The sequence below is a fragment of the Paenibacillus sp. G2S3 genome, from assembly GCF_030123105.1.
GTDB lineage: Bacteria > Bacillota > Bacilli > Paenibacillales > Paenibacillaceae > Paenibacillus_AQ.
Genome location: NZ_CP126095.1, coordinates 1250839 through 1269136 on the forward strand (window position 1 = coordinate 1250839; position 18298 = coordinate 1269136).

Below are 18298 nucleotides of genomic sequence, written 5' to 3' on the forward strand. Positions count from 1 at the left end.
TCTTTCGCGGTTCATGTTTGTCTGATCTGGTTATTTCCGGTCAGCTACTTTATCCCATTCTGTATCAAGCTGTTTTAGGTAAGCATTAATGTCTTTCTTTTGCAAGAAGGCTTGGTTGATGGTTTCCACTTTCATTGCACTTGGGATGTAGTGGTCAGCAAAGTCAGCTAATTTGCCTTCGGCAAAGGATGCTTTGAAGCCGTCCATCGTTGGATCATCTTGCGTTACACCTTGTACAGCTGGGAATGCTTTTTGCTCGTTGATATAAAGGGTGACATTCTCAGGTTGAAGCAGGAAGTCAATGAATTTTTTAGCTTCTTCTTTATGTTTAGTGTTCTTGGAAACAGTCAGCAATGTGTCTACACCAGAAATGACCTTATTATCGGCAGCATCATTTGTCGCTGGGAATGGGAACACACCAAGTTCAATGGATGGATTGGCTTTTACGATTTCTGGGATCGCCCATACGCCTTGCAGGTACATTGCGGATTCGCCTTTAGCGAATGCTGTGTTGCCGTCATTGTAATTTTTTCCGAAGATATCTTTTTGTCCATATTCGGTCAGCTTAAGCAGCTTTTCAGCAACCTCGTTAAAGCTGTCTGAGAAGGTTACAGTGCCTGCCGTACGCTCCTTGAAGAAATCATTCCCTTTTATAATGGTCGTGAGGGAATTGAAAGGTGTAAGTGTTGTCCATGCATCCTTAAATGTCAGATAGAAAGCATTCTTACCGCTGTCTTTAAATTTTTGAGCGACGGCCATGAACTCATCCCAGGTAGTTGGTACGGTAACGCCAGCTTCAGCGAACATCGCTTTATTGTAAATGACACCACTTGCGTTGGAAGAGAACGGAAGTGCGTTCAGTGTGTCAGTACCCGTCAGGTCTTTCATCATTTGCACATATGCAGGTTGAATATTTTTAGCTAGCGGATCAGCAGTAAAGTCTTCAAACAGACCGCTTGCAGATAAAGTCTTATAAGTATCGGTGGCACCCATACCGACCACGTCAGGAATGTCTTTCTTAGCCGCACGAGTCTTCAGTACAGTTTCAGCATCCGGTGGGTTCACTTGGGAAACTACAATGTTCGGATTGGCTTCATTAAATTTCGCAACCAGCTTGTCGAAAGTGGCTTTGGCTTCGGACTTACCTTGGAAGAATTCAATTTTTACTTTTTCACCAGAGGCATTTCCACCACTATTCGTGTTACCAGCCGCATTGTTGCTACTATTGCTACCACAGGCACTAAGTACGGACATAGCCAGTACACTAACCACTACGGGTTTGATTGTTTTTTTCATGATTAAATCCTCCTAATAATTTGTTGGTATTATGAACATGTAAGAGATTAAACATGTACGTAAATGAAAACTAATTGATATTCTGCTACTTATAGGCGGCAGATATGCATTACCAGTAGAGAGAGTAAACGTTTACGTAAAAGGGGTAAAAAGACTCAGGTAAGTGATCTTACCGTTTGTCTTTCCACGATTAAGTGATCGACAATTTTGCTATCCACTGTCTCGCCTGTTTCAATCATCTGAATAAGCTTCTCTACGGCAATCTTACCAATATCGTACAGCGGTTGACGCACTGTAGTTAACGGAGGAATAATCATTTTTGCCATTCCAAGATCGTCATAACCCATAATGGATATATCGTCGGGAACACTTAAACCATATTTGATGACCGTGGAAAGAGCACCAATCGCCATTTCATCACTAGCGGCAAAGACAGCAGTGACATCAGGTGCTTGCTCCAAAAGAGCTTCCATTGCAATGCTCCCGCTTTCATACAGAAAGTCTCCATAAGTGAGATAGCGGCTGTCGAAAGGAATTCCACTTGCTTCAAGCGCTTTACGATATCCCTCGGCTCTGGGTGCACCAGCGATAGCATCGCTTGGATTTCCGCTGATCATGGCGATTTTGCTATGACCTTTGGAAATTAAGTAGAGGGTAGCATCATAAGCAGCCTGGTAATCGTCTACTTTCACGTAAGGTACACTGGCAAATTCCGTTTGGGAAGAAACCAACACAACTGGGATCTTCATGGTTTCCAGCACATCGTAATACTCTTTCTTCAAGACCTCACTAGAGTAAATAATGCCATCGACCTGCTTCTCCCTTAGGAGCTGCAAGTACTTTAACGTCCGTTTACCATCCTGGTCGGTGTTACAGACCATTACACTGTAATTGCGGTCATTGGCCAATTCCTCAATGCCTTTTAGCAGATCTGAGGAGAAAGCTCCAGAAACACTCGGGAACATTACACCAATGGTCTGCGTACGCTTATTGATTAGGCCACGAGCAATCGCGTTAGGTTGATAGCCGAGTTCTTTGATAGCCTCATTTACCTTTTGTTTCGTCTTGTCGGAGTACCCACTTAAATTGTTTAGCACGCGAGAGACTGTTGCAATGGAAACGTTCGCTTTTTGTGCAACATCTTTAATTGTTGGGTTCATTCATACGTGCTCCTTAAATTACGGTTAGCCTTAGATTAAACGTTTACGCTTCGAAAATCAAATTGCTTTAAAAAGAATTACGTAAACGCTTACCCTGAATATAAATCCTGGTAGGTATGCTTGTCAACTCCACTTAAATAATATCTGGATGATAAGAACGATGAAAGGTAATTATTTTTTAATAGAATGAAACCGATTAAATTACCAGAAAATCTCTATTGAAGCGTTGTGTAAGAGGGAGAAATGTAGTTGGAGCAGGATATTAAGAATACAGAGACCCAGAATTGACAAAAGAATATTAGAGGACTAACATTTAGACGGTAAACGCTTACGTGAAATCGGATTGACATGTTCATCGTTTGGTCTAATGTGTAACCGGATAAGGAGCTGCGCTTATGAATATTTATCTCGAAATTCCAGATGTGGATAAGCATTTTCCTTTTAGAAGTTTACTATGTGGAGGAGATACGCTGTGCTATCCGCATTGGCATAAAGAAATTGAAATTATATATGTAACTAAAGGAAGTCTAAATCTGGGAATAAATGATACCCCTATTCACATGGAGCAGGGTGAGGTTCAATTTATCAACGGTGGGGATGTCCATTATTTTCTCGCCTCACCTGAAAGCGAACGGGTAGTAATTCAATTCGATCTTAACCTGTTTCAGGAAGTCGCAGCTTTGAGCGGAAATGATTATTCGCTTCGTGAGGTTTTTACGCTTATGGAGCATTCTAGTTCAAAATGGCCCGAGGCAACCGCCGTGAAGATCAAAGGGCTGATTGAGAGTATTTATGAGGAAGACGTGCAGCGAAGAGATGGGTACGCTTACTTAATCAAAGCTAGATTGTTTGAACTATTGACCGTTATTTTACGGGAAGTGCCGAAGAGTGCACTCAATAAACAGCCTAAGTTCTCGGAAGATACGCTGAACCAGTCTAGAGAAACACTGGAAAGATTAGAGCGGATTTTTATCTATGTAGAGCAGCATTACCAGGAAGCCATTACGCTGAATGAGGTAGCTAGCTATATGGGCTTTAGTCCGTATTATTTTACCAAGCTATTCAAGAAGAATACTGGCATGACCTTTATAGCTTTCTTAAACGAATATCGGCTTAACAAAGCTAAATGGATCTTAATTAATGAAGATTTGCCGATGTCTGCTGTAGCGGAAGCCGCCGGGTTTGGCAGCGTGAAGACCTTCCATCATTTTTTCAAAGATGCCACGGGGATATCCCCCCTAAAATACCATAAGACAATATTCGGGAATAATACAGCAAGAATGCAGGAAGAAAGCAGACCCCGAGCTTTGTATGATAGAGATATCAAAACAGGAACAAGTGGAGGTTAGAACAAAAATGACATTAACAGTAGGAATTATCGGCTGCGGAGGCATTGCAAACGGCAAACATATGCCAGCGCTATCAAAAGTGGAAGGTGCTCGAATGGTTGCTTTTTGCGATATCGTTCCAGAGCGTGCTGAGAAGGCAAAAGCGGAGTTTGGGGATGAGGGCTCCGTGGTTTACACAGATTATAAAGAGCTTCTTAAAGATGCAAGTATAGATGTAATTCATGTATGTACACCAAACATTTCCCATGCAGAGATTTCCATTGCAGCTATGGAGGCAGGCAAGCATGTAATGTGTGAAAAGCCGATGGCTAAGACCACAGCAGAAGCACAAGCGATGATCGATGCCTCAAAACGAACTGGGAAGAAGCTGACCATCGGTTACCAAAACCGTTTCAGACCAGATTCAACTTATCTGCATACGGTATGCGAGAATAACGGTCTTGGAGAGATTTATTATGCTAAAGCTAAGGCGATCCGTCGTCGCGCCGTTCCAACGTGGGGCGTGTTTCTGGACGAGGAAGCGCAAGGCGGAGGTCCATTGATTGATATCGGTACTCATGCCCTTGATTTGACTCTTTGGATGATGGATAACTACAAACCAAAATATGTTGTCGGTAACGCTTATCATAAGCTGTCCGGTCGTAAAAACGCTGCGAACGCTTGGGGCCCGTGGGATCCAGAGAAATTTACAGTTGAGGATTCCGCTATTGGATTCATTACTATGGAGAATGGAGCTAGCATCGTTCTCGAAGCAAGCTGGGCGTTGAATACCCTTGATGTTGGTGAAGCTAAGACTGTGCTTTGCGGTACTGAAGGTGGAGCGGATATGGAGAACGGTCTGCGCATTAACGGAGAAGAATACGGCAAAACATTCGAGAAGCATATCAGCTTGGAAGCCGGTGGCGTTGACTTTTATGATGGCGCGGGAGATGATCCTGCATTGACGGAGGCTACTCAGTGGATCGAAAGCATCGTCAATGACACCGAGCCTGTAGTGAAGCCAGAGCAGGCGCTCGTTGTTACCCGCATCTTGGAGGCTATTTATAAATCCTCTGAGACTGGCATGCCTGTATTTTTTGAAAAGTAAGAAAGTATAAGTTCCACGTTATACTTAATCCTTACTTTTCTACGAGAAACGTTTGTCATCTTCTAAGGATGACAACGGCGTTTCTTCTTGAATAAACAGTCAAGTTTAACGACATAGATAACTATGAACTAGGAGTGTGTCCAAAGTGACCAGAGTAACGGTATGGAATGAATTCCGCCATGAACGGCAGGAAGAGAGAATTCTCAAGGTCTATCCGCAAGGGATTCACGGACAATTGGCAAGCTTCCTTCAGGAAGCTGGACTGGACGCTCAGACAGCTACGCTGGATGAACCGGAGCATGGACTGACACAAGAAGTGCTGGATAACACGGATGTACTGATTTGGTGGGGACATGTCGCCCATCAAGAAGTTAGTGATGAGATTGTAAATCGTGTACATGCACGAGTGCTGCAAGGTATGGGACTTGTGGTGCTTCATTCGGGTCATATGTCCAAAATATTCATGAAGTTGATGGGCACCAGCTGTGATCTAAAGTGGCGTGAAGCAGGGGAGAAGGAGCGCCTCTGGGTCATGGACCCAAGTCACCCGATTGCTGAGGGCATTGGCGAATATATTGATCTGGAGCAAGAAGAAATGTACGGAGCACATTTTGATGTGCCAGCACCAGAGAGTCTTATTTTTGTCGGCTGGTTCGAAGGCGGCAATGTGTTCCCAAGCGGATCGACCTATACTCGTGGGAACGGGAAGATCTTTTACTTCCAGCCCGGTCATGAATCTTACCCAACCTATTACAACAAAGAAATTCAAAGAGTCATCATCAATGGCGTGAACTGGTGTGCACCAACGAAGCGTGATTATCCAGTTTACGGACATTCTGAAGCTTTGGAGCCAATCAAAGAAAAGGTGGTATTATAAATGAAATTAGGCGTATTTGATCCTGTATTTGGAAGTTTAACTCTCGAAGAGATGCTTGATAAAATTGCTGCTGCTGGTTTGAATGCGGTAGAGATCGGTTCAGGAGGCAATCCCGGGAATGCCCACTGTCCAACGGATGAGCTGCTTGCCAGCGAATCAGCACGTAAGGAATATCTGGAGAAGTTCACGAAACGTGGCATTATGATTAGTGCGTTCAGTTGCCATAATAACCCGATTTCGCCGGATAAAGAAGAAGCTCGTGAAGGCGACGAAATTCTGCGTAAGTCGATCAAGCTAGCTTCGCTAATGGGCGTTAAGGTAGTGAACACTTTCTCTGGAACCGCGGGTGATAGTGACGAGGCAAAAGCACCGAACTGGCCAGTTACACCTTGGCCTACCGTGTACAGTGACATCAAAACCTGGCAGTGGGAGCATAAACTGATCCCTTACTGGAAGGAAATCGGTAAGCTAGCCGAGGAGCATGGCGTTAAGATCGGTATCGAGCTTCATGGTGGATTCCTCTGCCATACTCCATATACGATTCTGAAGCTTAGAGAAGCGACTTGCGATGCGATCGGCGCGAACCTAGACCCGAGCCATCTGTGGTGGCAGGGCATCGATCCTGTGGGCGCGATCAAGATTCTTGGTAAAGCTGGTGCGATCCATCATTTCCATGCCAAGGATACGTACCTGGATCAAGACAATATCAATATGTATGGTCTGACAGATATGCAGCCTTATGGTGATGTTCAGACCCGCGCGTGGACCTTCCGCTCCGTTGGCTGTGGACACAGCATATCTGAATGGTCGGATATCATGAGTGCGCTGCGTACTTACGGTTATGATTATGTGGTCAGCATCGAGCATGAAGACCCTCTTATGACGGTAGACGAAGGCTTCCATCGTGCAGTGACCAATTTGCAATCCATTCTTATTCGCGATCAGCCACAAGGTATGTGGTGGGCGTAAGGATAGTTTAAGAACGAAAGGTCTTGATTCTATAGTTTCTGTAGAGGATCAAGACCTTTTTTTGCGTGTTTATTTGGATGAGGGAGCTACTTAGCGCAGATTAGATTTTTGGTTAGCGCACAGTTATCTTAACCTATTGAATTCGGACTTTGTGCTGGTGTTCATAAGTGATCAATGACTCCTGACTCCTGGCGAATGGCGAATAGCGAAAACCAAATGCCGAATGCCGAATAGCGAATAGCGAATAGTACTGACTACTGACTACTGACTGATTACTTCGTGCCGGCTCGTGTTTAACGGACCCAGATGCAGCTATTTGCGCATTTTAGGCCTTTTGGAGCGAGTTTCGGACCGGAGAGACGTTATTCATTAAAAAAGCAAGAATTTCGAGGTGTTTAGAGCAAATAACTGCGCTGGAGTCCGATAGCATTCCAAAACAACGGAATTGTTGCAAATAAGGGCTCTGGAGTCCGCTGCTCACGCGATGGCCGTATTTCGGTGGCTAACACGTAGAGTCTGGTGGCTAAACGTAGAGTTCGGTGGCTAACACGAGTAGTTTGGGGGTAGTTCGTGTCGACCTTTCAAGGAATTTCCTACGATTCGTAGGAAAGAATAGCAGATAGCAAGGTTCTGAGATGATGAAGGAGAGACAACAATGCTACTAGAAGTTATTGCAACAACATTAAGTGATGCAGTGCTGGCCGAGCGTTATGGTGCGGATCGAATTGAACTGATCACAGCGATTAGTGAAGGGGGATTAACGCCCAGTCTGGGTCTGATAGAAAAAGTCCGCGACGCCGTCTCGATCCCAGTTAGAGTAATGGTTAGACCTCATGCCAGATCCTTTTTTTATGATCAGGATGATATAGAAACCATGGAGCAGGATATTCAGCATATCGCATCTATCGGCGGGTTATCTGTCGTAATGGGCATGTTACGCCCTGGTGGAACAATTGACGAAGAGTCACTTCAAAGACTGCTTCATACTGCAAAAGGTTTGGAGGTGACATTCCATCGTGCTTTTGATGAAGTGAAAGATCAGTTCGAGGCACTCAAAGTATTGACCCGTTATCCTCAAATTACTGACATTCTAACATCAGGAGCCGAGAATACAGCGCCAAAAGGTGCGGAACGTATTGCTGCGCTTGAGCAGCTGACTTCGGGGCGATCTATCTCCATTTTGGCGGGGAGTGGGTTAACGGTGGAAGGAATAAGCGGCTTTATACATCAAACGGGTGTGCGACGAGTGCATTTCGGTTCAGCCGTTAGAGAAAATGGAGATGCTTTGAAGCCGATAGACCCTCTTCGTTTGCAGTCTGTTCGAAACATTCTGGATCAAAAAGCAGATCGCTAGCCTCATCGATAAATATTGATTCTATTCCTCGATAGGCTTGTCAGCAGATTTCGGTTTAATTTCCGTAAATTGGATGATATTATAAAATCGGAATATTAAATTTACGGATATAGAACAAGCCAATTATTACAATCGGAGGATGATCCACAGTGAGTAAGGTACAGTTTTCGGTTCAAGTAAGGCTGGTAACTAATCTGGAGCAATCAAAGGAATTTTACGCTACAGTGTTAGACTGTGAAGTGACAGATTGGTGGGCGGTGCGCGATGAATTTGCACTGGGATTCAAGCTAATACAAGCAGCCCGTATTGAAGATGTACTACCCAATGCAGTAGGACAAGGTCAGATCATTCCGTGGGACACCTATGCTTATGTGGAAACTCATCAAGAGCTCGATGATCTATATGAAGAGCTCAAGGGTAAGGGAGCAGAATTTGTTCAACAGCCTGATCTTCAGGAAGCGGACTGGGGGAGCTGGAAGGATTTTGCGATTAAAGATCCGGATGGGTACGTGATTGCATTTGGTTCAGGGAAGAAACTGTAGTCGCTGATCATATAATACTGTGCTATAAAATAACAAGCTGATCATTGGTTATCCAAAGGTCGGCTTGTTTGTCGTGTGTTCACTTGGTTACAGTATTGCAATCTCTGCGTCAAATGCGGAGGACGAGTTGAAAAGAATAGGTACAGGCTGGCATGCAACTAAATTGAAATGATTTCGTCTTTATATATGGAGGTGGAGAAAATTGGGATTTTTTGTTTCGGGTAGCCGGTTTGAATCTTTATTACAGCGGAACGTGAAGCTGATGCTTGTATTTGGGCTTCTGTTCGCTGCATGTTTTACAGGTGTGGGAAAGGCGGAAGCTGCTGCTGGATCCGATCTGATTATCGTAAATAAAAAAACAAACAAACTCGCGTACTTCAGTGACGGCAAGCTAGTGAAGACTTTTCCAGTCGCAACTGGAAAGTCGAAGGAACTGACACCCGAAGGTAGCTTCAAAATGGTAGTTAAAGTAAAGAACAGACCCTATTACAAGGAGAAAATACCCGGGGGTGATCCGGCCAATCCACTTGGCGACCGCTGGCTAGGACTAGAAGTGAACGGAACTTATGGAACAACGTATGCAATTCATGGCAATAACAATGAGTCATCCATAGGAAAGTATGTTAGCGCTGGATGTATCCGAATGCATAATGATGACATCCACTGGCTGTACCCAAAAATAGCTAAAAATACAAGGGTCATCATTACAACAAGTACACTGGCTATGGAGAGCATTGCGACTAAGAATGGCTATTCCGTGGGAAGTAAGATGTTTGCTGGAGCTTTTGAGATAGATGGAGTCACGACAAAGCTGATAGATCCTTTTTTAATGGATAATTCCCGTGTATTTGTTCCGCTGAGAGAATCTGTAGCCTTATTAGGTGGATCATTACAGAGCGAAGCTGGAACGGGTGCACTGCTAATTACGATAGGCGATCGCACGGTGACACATAAGCCGTTATCTGATCAGGCTATTGTGAATGGAAAAAAACTTACGATACCAGCATCCCGCAATGAAAATGGTCGGTTGCTGATTCCGCTGAGTATCTTGCCCGAATTATTTGGTATTCAGGTGCAATGGAGTTCGCAGTCTCAGTCGGTAAAGATTATTTTATAACTATTCTTGAACTTTTAATTCTGGCTTAAATGGGTATATACTATATTCATTCAAACCAATTCGGACAATGACGGAGGACCACCGACTGATGAATAACTAACACGTTTCCTAGAAGTAGACCACTCAAGCTTGTGAAGTAAATATGCACAAGTCACGGAGCACCCATGCAGGGTGATAACGGTCAGGGATACGTGTGTCGGTCGGGAACCTTACGTTGCTTTTATATGGATAGATCTATTGTTGAGTTGCCTCTGTTTACAGCAGGTGATCACGGCCGTAGTTTATTCATGTTATGGCATATTCCCCCCATCATACGCTATTTGACCGCAGACCGCTGGCTGCGGTTTTTTATTTGCAATACAATTGGAGGAATGGAATATGACCCTAATAAAAGTAAAAAATTTACGTAAAGAATGGAACGGGAACCTGTTATTCGAGAAGGTGTCCTTTGAGATAGCAGAAGGAGAGCGTGTGATCTTGTTCGGTCGTAATGGAATCGGCAAAACCACATTGCTTAAAGGACTAATCGGTCGCCTCACCTTTGAAGAGGGAAGTATTTATCATGGCTTGCCACGTGAGGAATGGGGAGTGCTGGATCAGCAGCTAGAAGTATCAGAAGAAGTAACTGCCTTGGATTACGTTCTCGCCGGATCGCCAGAGCTTCCCCAATTGAAGCGCCGACTTGAATCCCTAAGTCAGAGGTTACAGGAGCAGAACGACGAGAGCGAAGTGGGATTGGCAGAATACGCCGAAGTGTACGATCAGTACCTGCGGCTTAATGGATATGACTGGGAGGCTAAAGCGGAAAAATGCTTGAAGCAGCTCAAGCTAGAGCGTTCGGTTTGGGATTTGCCATATCCATCGCTAAGCGGAGGGCAGAAGACACGTGTACAATTAGCAGCTTTACTAGCCCAGCAGCCGAAGCTGTTGATTCTAGATGAGCCGACGAATCACTTAGATGGAGAAACGATGGAATGGTTGGAACAATGGGTGTACACCTACCCCGGAACTGTGTTTTATGTTTCGCATGATCGTACGTTTATCGACCGAACGGCAACGGCTTTACTGGAACTAAGTACAGAAGGGTGTCGTCGGTATTCGGGTGGATATACACACTATCGGGAGCAGAAGGCGGTCGAGGCACGAACACTGGAGGGACAATATAAAAAGCAGGAACAGGAAAAGGAGAAAATACTGGAGAGCATCAGAAGGTATTCCGAATGGTTCCAGCAGGCACACCATGCGGCCGGACAGCATGATTTCCTCCGTGCGAAAGCTAAGAAGAACGTATCTCGTCTGCATGCGAAGGAAGCTGCACTCGAACGTTTAAATAAGAACCGTGTGGAATTGCCACGCGAGACAAGCAAGCTGAAGATGAAGCTGGAGAGTGAAGCATTTATGGCGGACACTTTGCTCTCTCTCCGTGAGATTGATTTTGCCTATGAGGGTAGTTTACCTGTATTAAAAGATTTCAGTTTGTCTCTGAATCGAGGAGATCGTCTCGCTATTCTGGGTCCTAATGGTGTCGGTAAGTCTTCTTTGTTGAAGCTGATTGCTGGTATTCATCAACCAACCCAAGGCGAAGTGCGACTGCATCCGCGGACGAAGATTGGTTATTTTGCGCAAGAGCTCGATAATTTAGCGGTGTCATCCACTATTCTGGATAGTTTACTTGAACTGCCAGGTATGACCCAAACGGAGGCGCGAACGATTCTAGGTTGCTTTTTATTTTCGCGGGAGGATGTCTTTAAACGAATTGGTGATTTAAGCCTAGGAGAGAAATGTCGTGTAGCTTTCCTTAAACTGTACTTTGGAAAAGCTAACCTACTGGTACTGGATGAACCCACCAATTATCTGGACATTGACACTAGGGAGCGGGTAGAAGAAGCGCTTATGGTTTATCCGGGGGGACTTGTGATGGTCTCACATGACCGCTATCTTCACACTAAAGTAGCTAATCGTTTGGTAATCTTGGCACCGACTCAGACACCGAATTTTTTCCAAGGCTCCTATGATGAATATTTTTCGAAAGATAGAAGTCGTGTGCTTAACCATAAGGAACAAGCTCGGGAGGATGATCTTGCTCTTTTGGAGCTACGTCTGAATCAATTGATTCAGAGCGGAAGTATGGATACGGAGGAGGAGAACGGGGCCCTAATGGCGGAAATCATTAATCTGAGGGCGCATATTCAGGAACTTGAGGGTAAGGAAGACGCTACACACTCATAGGGAGAAACCAACACAACCCTAGCTCAGGATAGAAGGTATCTTGGGCGGGGTTGTTTTTCGAATATCCGATAGGAGTCATCATAGGTAAGGTGTATAATTGGATGAATATGGATGTCAAGTGAACAGAAAATCTCGAAGGGAAGGCTGTAATAATGACAAAACTAGGCTCTTTTATATTGGAATTACTTCGATTGTGTGTATTGCTCGTGTTGACCTTGTTTATTTTAGGCGGGGTAGAGAGATTTGTATATCAATCTATATTTGGTCAGCCCTTATATAACTGGAGTATGGCGCTCGGTAATTTATTGATATTTTTCATGCTGTATCGGAATCATTTTCAGTTTAAAGGCTGGTACAAATCAGAAAAGAATATCAAGCTAACGATCCTCACTACGAGAATCATAACGGTTGTATCGCTAGGACTTATCATCCTGCCGATCGGGCTCGGCTAAGCCTATGAAGATTAGAATTGCTAGAGAGTTGTCGAAAAAGTATGGTGTGGATTATTACGAAATAGATAATTTGGTATGGGATAGAAGTGGTGAGAACCTACGTTATTCCATTGAAGCAAGGGACGCGCAATTGGAGGAGATTCTTGATCAACCCTCATGGATTCTCGAAGGCGTGCATTATAAGTGGGGGCAAGAAAGTTTTGAAAAAGCAGATTTAATCGTTATTCTGAGACCTAATCGAGTATTTAGGGATTCGAGCAAGCCAATTATAAGCAATCGTTTAAGAATCTGTATGTGATGATTTGAAGAGCGGATAATCAAGATGAATGAATAAAGTAAGCATAGAGAGTGAGGCACTAATATGGATAACAATAAAGTTGAGCGTTTAGAACACGAGGATTTCATAGGCTTTTGGAAAAGAGTTCTCGCTACTATTCTTGATCTCCTTATCATTCTGATACCTGCGGTTATTGTATACTGGATATTCAATTCATTAGCTGTATCCTTGCATTCGGAGATTCCCATCATCCTTGAGTATATTTTCTTCGTTGTATTTGATGTTTTTATGATCGTTAGATTTGGCGGATCGCCTGGAAAACTGGTTTTAAAGATGAAAATTGTCAATCAGCAAGGGAATATCCCAACGTTGAAGGAAGCTTTAATTCGAAATATTTTCCGAATCATTAGTACGATTTTTTCAATGATTGTTGGTGTAAGCCTCTACGATCTTACTGTGATTTCCACCACTCTTAATTTATGGGCACCTTTAGCTACTGACCTCAGTAAAATACTTGGCCCCATCATGCTTGTAGATTATCTATTTGTCGCATTTTCTCCCCGTAAACGTGCGCTTCACGATATGATGGCTGGTACTTATGTTGTTGATAAAACTGCGATTTAAAGGATGCTTTCAGAAGCATCCTTTTTTTACTATTAAATAGTTTATAGTTAAAAAGTTTACTATTAAATATTTTAGTGTTAAAATATATGTAGAAGTAGCCAATGATTATGAACATCTAAGGAGGATGTCTTGGAAAACCCAGATATTTTTAGACTCATACATGCAGTTGAATTATTCACGAATGAAATTATTGTTCGATGGATGAATGCTTTTGACCACAATATTGGAATATCTCCTGTTCTCGTATTGGGAGAATTGAATAAAAGGGGTCCGCAGAAGCAAACTACTTTGGCTAAGAAGCTAGGTTATACGCCGGGAGCGATGACGAACATTGCCAATCGTTTAATTAAGCAGGAAATGGCCGAGCGCAAATATAACGAGGATGATCGCCGAAATGTACTGCTGTCTATCACGGACAAAGGTAAAGATGTATTGAAGGAAGCACAGCTAAAAGGGCAGGAGCTCCGAGTTGAAATGTTTCAGAAGCTCAATGAAGAAGAACTGCAGCAATTCTTGAAAATCTATGAGAAGTTGTTAACGAGCTTTGATAGCTCTGAAACATAAATGAAGTCATCTAAGAATCTTAATCACATTATAAAGGGGTATGGATATGGGAAGAGTTCAAGGTAAGGTTGCATTAGTAACTGGAGGCGCTTCAGGTATTGGCTTATCCGCCGCTACTTTATTGGCTAGAGAAGGAGCCAAAGTTGTCATCGCCGATTTTAATGTAGAGGCTGCGAAAGAAGCAGCGGCTAAGATTAAAAGTGAGGGTGGAGAGGCGGAAGGTCTTTTCTTGGATGCATCCCAAGCGGATTCGATCAAGGAAGCTGTTGATTTCACAGTCACTCAGTATGGCACAATTACAGTTTTGTTCAACAACGTGGGTCTAACTAATCTGCAAAAAGACCTAGATGTCGTCAACATAGATTTGGAAGAATGGGATCGCTTGATGAACGTGAACACCAAAAGTGTTCTGTTAGGCAGTCGGTTTGCCATTCCACATATGATTAAAGCGGGCGGAGGCTCGATCATTAACACAGCTTCGATGTCAGCATTTGCAGGAGATTCATTGCGTACGGCGTATGGCTCCTCTAAGGCAGCTGTTGTGAACCTTACTCGTTACATCGCCACGCAATATGGTAAGGATAAGATTCGTTGTAACGGAGTGGCCCCGGGCCTGATCCTAACACCTGCGGCTGCAAGAAATATGCCACCAGCTGTTCTGGATATCTTCCAGAAGTTCAACGCTCTGCCTTACCACGGTGAAGCGGATGACATCGGAAACACAGTTTTGTTCCTGGCATCGGATGAATCTAAATTCATTACTGGCCAAACGATTGAAGTAGAGGGTGGTCACTATATGTCCAACCCAAGCATTACGGACTTCCAAAACTACATGATGGAAGCTAAAGGTAAATAAATTCATGCGTAATTAAAAATCCGGTCCATGCTCGTGTTAATCGAGAGGGACCGGATTTTTATTTGTTTCAATCGGTTAGCTTACCTCTTGAACAGCTTGCATAAAGGTCTTCAATGCGGAGGACTTTGCCCCTTTGATCCATTGCTTCAATGTATCCGACTGACCATTCACATACCATCCGAGTTTTTCCTTCAACTCCTGGTCAAAGTTATTAGGCTGTTTCGTTCGTTCGGTTATGAGCTGATCAACCATTTGTGGCCAACGATACCCACTAAGACCAAAGCTGTGTTCAGGGTAACGTTCAGCCAGTGTCAGTACAGAAGAGAGTGACTCACCAGCGTATAATTCTGCCGCCAAATAGCTGCCAATAAAGCGATGGCTGTTATCATGATCTAAGGCGATAGCAAATTGTTCCCGAGTTTCTTTCAGCTTGCCTTGATGCATGAGAGCTACGGCGTTTATAGAGCGTACATAACTGTTTAATTCGATTTGGTTTAACTCGTTGTAGCGGGAATGAAATTCGTTATATGATTTCCAGTCCTTATGGTCAAAATAGTACTGCGTCAACGTGAAGGCATAATTAGAATAAGGATGTAACTGTATGAGCTTTTGGAGTGTAGGAATCGCCTGATCTTCTAATGAGTCATCCTTCGTGATGGACGATTTGGCGAGCAACAGCTTTACAAGCATGTGCAGGGCATGAGCATCCTCTGGATCATCTGCGACATTCTGTTGATACATTTCAAGGGCTTGATCAGGTTTCTTATTCAGTAAGAGTTGATCAGCCGTGGTCAGTTCTCGTTCCTTGAGATAAAAGAAAGGAAGATTGCCGACGGTGTCTTCGTTCAACCTGTAGCCATTACTGCGGGTAATCAGGCGTCCATCCGTATCAAATGCCTCGATATTCCAAGAAAAGCGTGCTTCCGGATTCATGAACACAAGAAAAGATAGAGGATCAATCGATTCAAAGCCTTCTCCGCCGCTACCGTAGGAGAAACCACTGTTGTAGTAGAGTTCATCTACTGGAATGGAGACTTGATTATCTGTGATATGGTCCCGAATCTGCGAACTGAAGGAGCTCCCCACCGTCGAGACCCCTCCGCTTAAACGATAGTAAGCCGCACCATCAACAGCCTTCCAGTGAAAATCTACAGACTGACCTGTTATCGTCTCCTGATTAATAGGAGATTGAAGCTCAAGCAGAGGTTGCAGAACAATGCTCTCATTCAACCTATCACCCGGTTTAACTTCAATCCAATCATCATACTGTACAGGCCAAGTCCAGCCGTCGATCTGATCATAGCTAAGTCCAAGCTGCAATTGATAGAAGCCCGGTATTACACCGTGAAATTCGAAACGCCCTTTATCGTCAGTAACGATTCGGTACGGTTCAGCAGCAGTGATGCTGTGATGAACCTCGCTTTCAGCGCGGAGAAAAATACCTGCACGCGAGATTGGAGTCCCATCGCTTCGGGTTAGGGTTCCGGATAAAACAGCTGTTGAGGTACTTTCCATATCTACAGCTGACTGAATGGCGGATCTTAGCGCTTCCAGCTGCATTTCGGTTTCTGAAGTACCTATCGCTGGTGCTGAACTTGATGATGAGCCTGCTGCACCACTGTCTGCAGTTGCTTTATCCGAATTGCTAGTGACAAGACTCATTTGGTTATGAATATCCTGCCAGTATTTTTTGTAGCTCTCCAGGCCACTGGTTACTACGGCAAGGGCTTCTGGCGCTTTGCCTTTCGTGAAGAGCAGACGCCCGGTAAGCCATACTTTTTGCGCTTCTAGATCTTTCTGATTCTCGTATGGAAATGTGATTTGTTCAAGAATAGCTTCAGCGGCTGTTGTATCCCCACGATTCAGAGCACGTTCTGCACGAAGGAATGCCAGCTCTTTTGCCACGCTAGAATTGCTGTCTAACTGTTTCGCGGCGGTGTTTAGCGCTTGATCTCCGTCGTCCCTACGACCAAGAGCATCATATTCGTAGGCAAGCAGCTTAGCCGCAAATATACGTGTATTATTCGCTGGCCCATCTAGGATGTATTCCTCTAGTAAAGCGATTTTATCCTCCGGCAGCAAATCGGAAGTACTCGGTTCATCATGATTCCACTGACTCATAGAGGGACCAATATTAACATCATATCTATAGGGATCGTAGCCGTGCTCCTTATCAATGATATTGGTTTGAATAAGCTCCATACGTTTACTACCAGTTGTAGACTCTAGCTTTTTCAGAAGCTCTGTACGGGCCAGGTTAGATTGAACGGCTGGGAGTTCCTCTATTTGTGCCCTTGAGGAGGGTAAGAAGTTAAATAGAAGAATGAGCAGGGAGGCTGGGAGCAGCACAAATGACACCAGATGTTTGATCTTGATCTTAATTCTCATGTTTCTTCACCGCCTGCTCATAGATATCCTTCCAGTACGTATTGCCTCCGGCCTCAATGAGTTCCCGGTTCTTGTGCTGCTGAACGTTTTGTTGTGGCTGATGTTTAACCTCTGGTTGATGCAGGGTCAGCGAAACAACTAAAATAATGGCGCCGACTGCGCCTAAAGGTTTGACGGGGATCTCGATTTCTTTATTCCAGTAAGCCAAGAGACGGGCTCCAAAGGTTGGAGGGTGGGTCATTTTCAGGACTCGTTTGTGTCCTTCGAAGTGGATGGGTTGTAGTTCTTTCTCTAGTTGTTGCTTGATAGCTTCGCGTTCCGTATTCTCCGTGTTCATTAGAAATGTCCCTCCTTCTCCAAAATCTTTTTTAAGAGCGTCCGTCCTCTAGCGAGCCGGGATTTAATCGTATTCTCAGGTGTATTCAATTGCTCGGAAATTTCACGGATGCTCATCTCATGAAAGTAATATAACGTCAGACATTCGCGATATACATAATCGAGATTCCTGATGGAATCGGCCAGTCTAACATTATGCCATTCCACCATAAAAAGCTCTTCTGCCCCGGCAGTGAAGCCCGCATCATCGCTGGCTTGTAGCTCTGCTCCACCCGAGGGGAAAATATTACGCCAGCTCCAAGTCCGCTGCTTCATGCGGCAGCGGTTGACTACGATGCGAATGAGCCAAGCCTTTAACCGTTCCGGATCCTGTAACTGACTCATTTTGGCATACGCTTGAATAAAAGTATCTTGTACCGCTTCTTCGGCACTGTGTCGATCTTTGAGCAGTAAGCAAGCGGTTCGGAGCAGCATATCGCCGTAATCGTCCATCAACAGGCGGAGAGCTGACTCATCCTTAGCTTTGATTCTGTCTATAATATTCAGATGAAGCTCCCCTCCCTTTACTAATAAGATGCGGCTTGGAGGATTAAGGTTGCGTTTGTTTGGAATATTTTTACTGAGGGGAAGGTGTTTCCCGTAATGATGTCTCGAGACGGCGTCCCATGAGCTCCTCAAGATGTGCCTCCCATTGCACTTTGTACAATAGAACTTGTCCTGAAACAAGAGAAATTGAATTCTGCTGCATTTTGTACATTCAAAATAGCTAAGAAACGTCTAATTAGGGGGTTTTGGCGGATTCTATTGCAAGAAGTGCAATG

General features: G+C 44.2%; 18 protein-coding genes. 13 read left to right on the forward strand and 5 right to left on the reverse strand.

The window, feature by feature from the left end; genetic code table 11:
* Positions 1-30 precede the first annotated feature (30 nt).
* Together QNH28_RS05480 and QNH28_RS05485 are read right to left on the reverse strand one after the other, a co-directional pair.
* Positions 31-1296, reverse strand: coding sequence for an ABC transporter substrate-binding protein (locus QNH28_RS05480; protein WP_283910500.1), 1266 nt, complete (start codon positions 1294-1296; stop codon positions 31-33).
* A gap of 155 nt (positions 1297-1451) precedes the next feature.
* On the reverse strand, positions 1452-2456 hold the full coding sequence (locus tag QNH28_RS05485; RefSeq protein WP_283910501.1) for a LacI family DNA-binding transcriptional regulator: 1005 nt from the start codon (positions 2454-2456) through the stop codon (positions 1452-1454).
* 395 nt (positions 2457-2851) lie between these two features.
* Here QNH28_RS05485 and QNH28_RS05490 point away from each other — a divergent pair, with 395 nt between their 5' ends.
* The 13 genes from QNH28_RS05490 (at position 2852) to QNH28_RS05550 (ending at position 14753) form a co-directional block, all read left to right on the forward strand.
* Positions 2852-3805, forward strand: a complete 954-nt coding sequence (locus QNH28_RS05490) for an AraC family transcriptional regulator (protein ID WP_283910502.1) — start codon at positions 2852-2854, stop codon at positions 3803-3805.
* Between the two features lie 7 nt (positions 3806-3812).
* Positions 3813-4892 (forward strand): Gfo/Idh/MocA family protein, encoded by a 1080-nt coding sequence (locus QNH28_RS05495; protein WP_283910503.1) that lies wholly within the window; start codon positions 3813-3815, stop codon positions 4890-4892.
* 145 nt (positions 4893-5037) lie between these two features.
* Positions 5038-5769 (forward strand): ThuA domain-containing protein, encoded by a 732-nt coding sequence (locus tag QNH28_RS05500; protein ID WP_283910504.1) that lies wholly within the window; start codon positions 5038-5040, stop codon positions 5767-5769.
* Complete coding sequence (locus tag QNH28_RS05505) at positions 5770-6738, forward strand: sugar phosphate isomerase/epimerase family protein (RefSeq protein WP_283910505.1); 969 nt, start codon at positions 5770-5772, stop codon at positions 6736-6738.
* Between the two features lie 655 nt (positions 6739-7393).
* Positions 7394-8092 carry a copper homeostasis protein CutC gene (locus tag QNH28_RS05510; RefSeq protein ID WP_283910506.1) on the forward strand — a complete coding sequence of 233 codons (699 nt, stop codon included), beginning with the start codon at positions 7394-7396 and terminating at the stop codon, positions 8090-8092.
* Between the two features lie 149 nt (positions 8093-8241).
* The gene (locus QNH28_RS05515; RefSeq protein WP_283910507.1) at positions 8242-8634 is read left to right on the forward strand and encodes a VOC family protein; all 393 of its coding nucleotides are present in this window, start codon (positions 8242-8244) and stop codon (positions 8632-8634) included.
* A 202-nt stretch (positions 8635-8836) separates the two neighbouring features.
* Entirely contained in the window at positions 8837-9751 is a 915-nt protein-coding gene (locus tag QNH28_RS05520; protein ID WP_283910508.1) for a L,D-transpeptidase family protein, read from the forward strand.
* Positions 9752-10129: 378 nt separating this feature from the next.
* Positions 10130-11980, forward strand: a complete 1851-nt coding sequence (gene abc-f / locus QNH28_RS05525) for a ribosomal protection-like ABC-F family protein (RefSeq protein ID WP_283910509.1) — start codon at positions 10130-10132, stop codon at positions 11978-11980.
* A gap of 152 nt (positions 11981-12132) precedes the next feature.
* Entirely contained in the window at positions 12133-12432 is a 300-nt protein-coding gene (locus QNH28_RS05530; protein WP_283910510.1) for a hypothetical protein, read from the forward strand.
* A gap of 4 nt (positions 12433-12436) precedes the next feature.
* Entirely contained in the window at positions 12437-12730 is a 294-nt protein-coding gene (locus QNH28_RS05535) for a P-loop NTPase family protein (protein ID WP_283910511.1), read from the forward strand.
* A 63-nt stretch (positions 12731-12793) separates the two neighbouring features.
* A complete protein-coding gene (locus QNH28_RS05540) occupies positions 12794-13333 on the forward strand; it encodes an RDD family protein (RefSeq protein WP_283910512.1) in 540 nt (179 codons plus the stop codon).
* A 129-nt stretch (positions 13334-13462) separates the two neighbouring features.
* Positions 13463-13897, forward strand: a complete 435-nt coding sequence (locus tag QNH28_RS05545; protein WP_283910513.1) for a MarR family winged helix-turn-helix transcriptional regulator — start codon at positions 13463-13465, stop codon at positions 13895-13897.
* 46 nt (positions 13898-13943) lie between these two features.
* Complete coding sequence (locus tag QNH28_RS05550) at positions 13944-14753, forward strand: SDR family NAD(P)-dependent oxidoreductase (RefSeq protein WP_283910514.1); 810 nt, start codon at positions 13944-13946, stop codon at positions 14751-14753.
* Between the two features lie 75 nt (positions 14754-14828).
* Here the strand turns inward: QNH28_RS05550 and QNH28_RS05555 are convergent, their stop codons facing one another.
* Genes QNH28_RS05555 through QNH28_RS05565 form a run of 3 tightly spaced genes read right to left on the reverse strand, consistent with a single transcriptional unit; the run spans position 14829 to position 18155 of the window.
* On the reverse strand, positions 14829-17141 hold the full coding sequence (locus tag QNH28_RS05555; protein WP_283910515.1) for a carboxypeptidase-like regulatory domain-containing protein: 2313 nt from the start codon (positions 17139-17141) through the stop codon (positions 14829-14831).
* Positions 17131-17478 (reverse strand): hypothetical protein, encoded by a 348-nt coding sequence (locus tag QNH28_RS05560; protein ID WP_283910516.1) that lies wholly within the window; start codon positions 17476-17478, stop codon positions 17131-17133. The genes QNH28_RS05555 and QNH28_RS05560 overlap by 11 nt, the downstream gene beginning before the upstream one ends.
* The gene (locus QNH28_RS05565; RefSeq protein ID WP_283910517.1) at positions 17478-18155 is read right to left on the reverse strand and encodes an RNA polymerase sigma factor; all 678 of its coding nucleotides are present in this window, start codon (positions 18153-18155) and stop codon (positions 17478-17480) included. Before QNH28_RS05565 ends, QNH28_RS05560 begins: the two co-directional genes overlap by 1 nt.
* Positions 18156-18298: the final 143 nt, after the last annotated feature.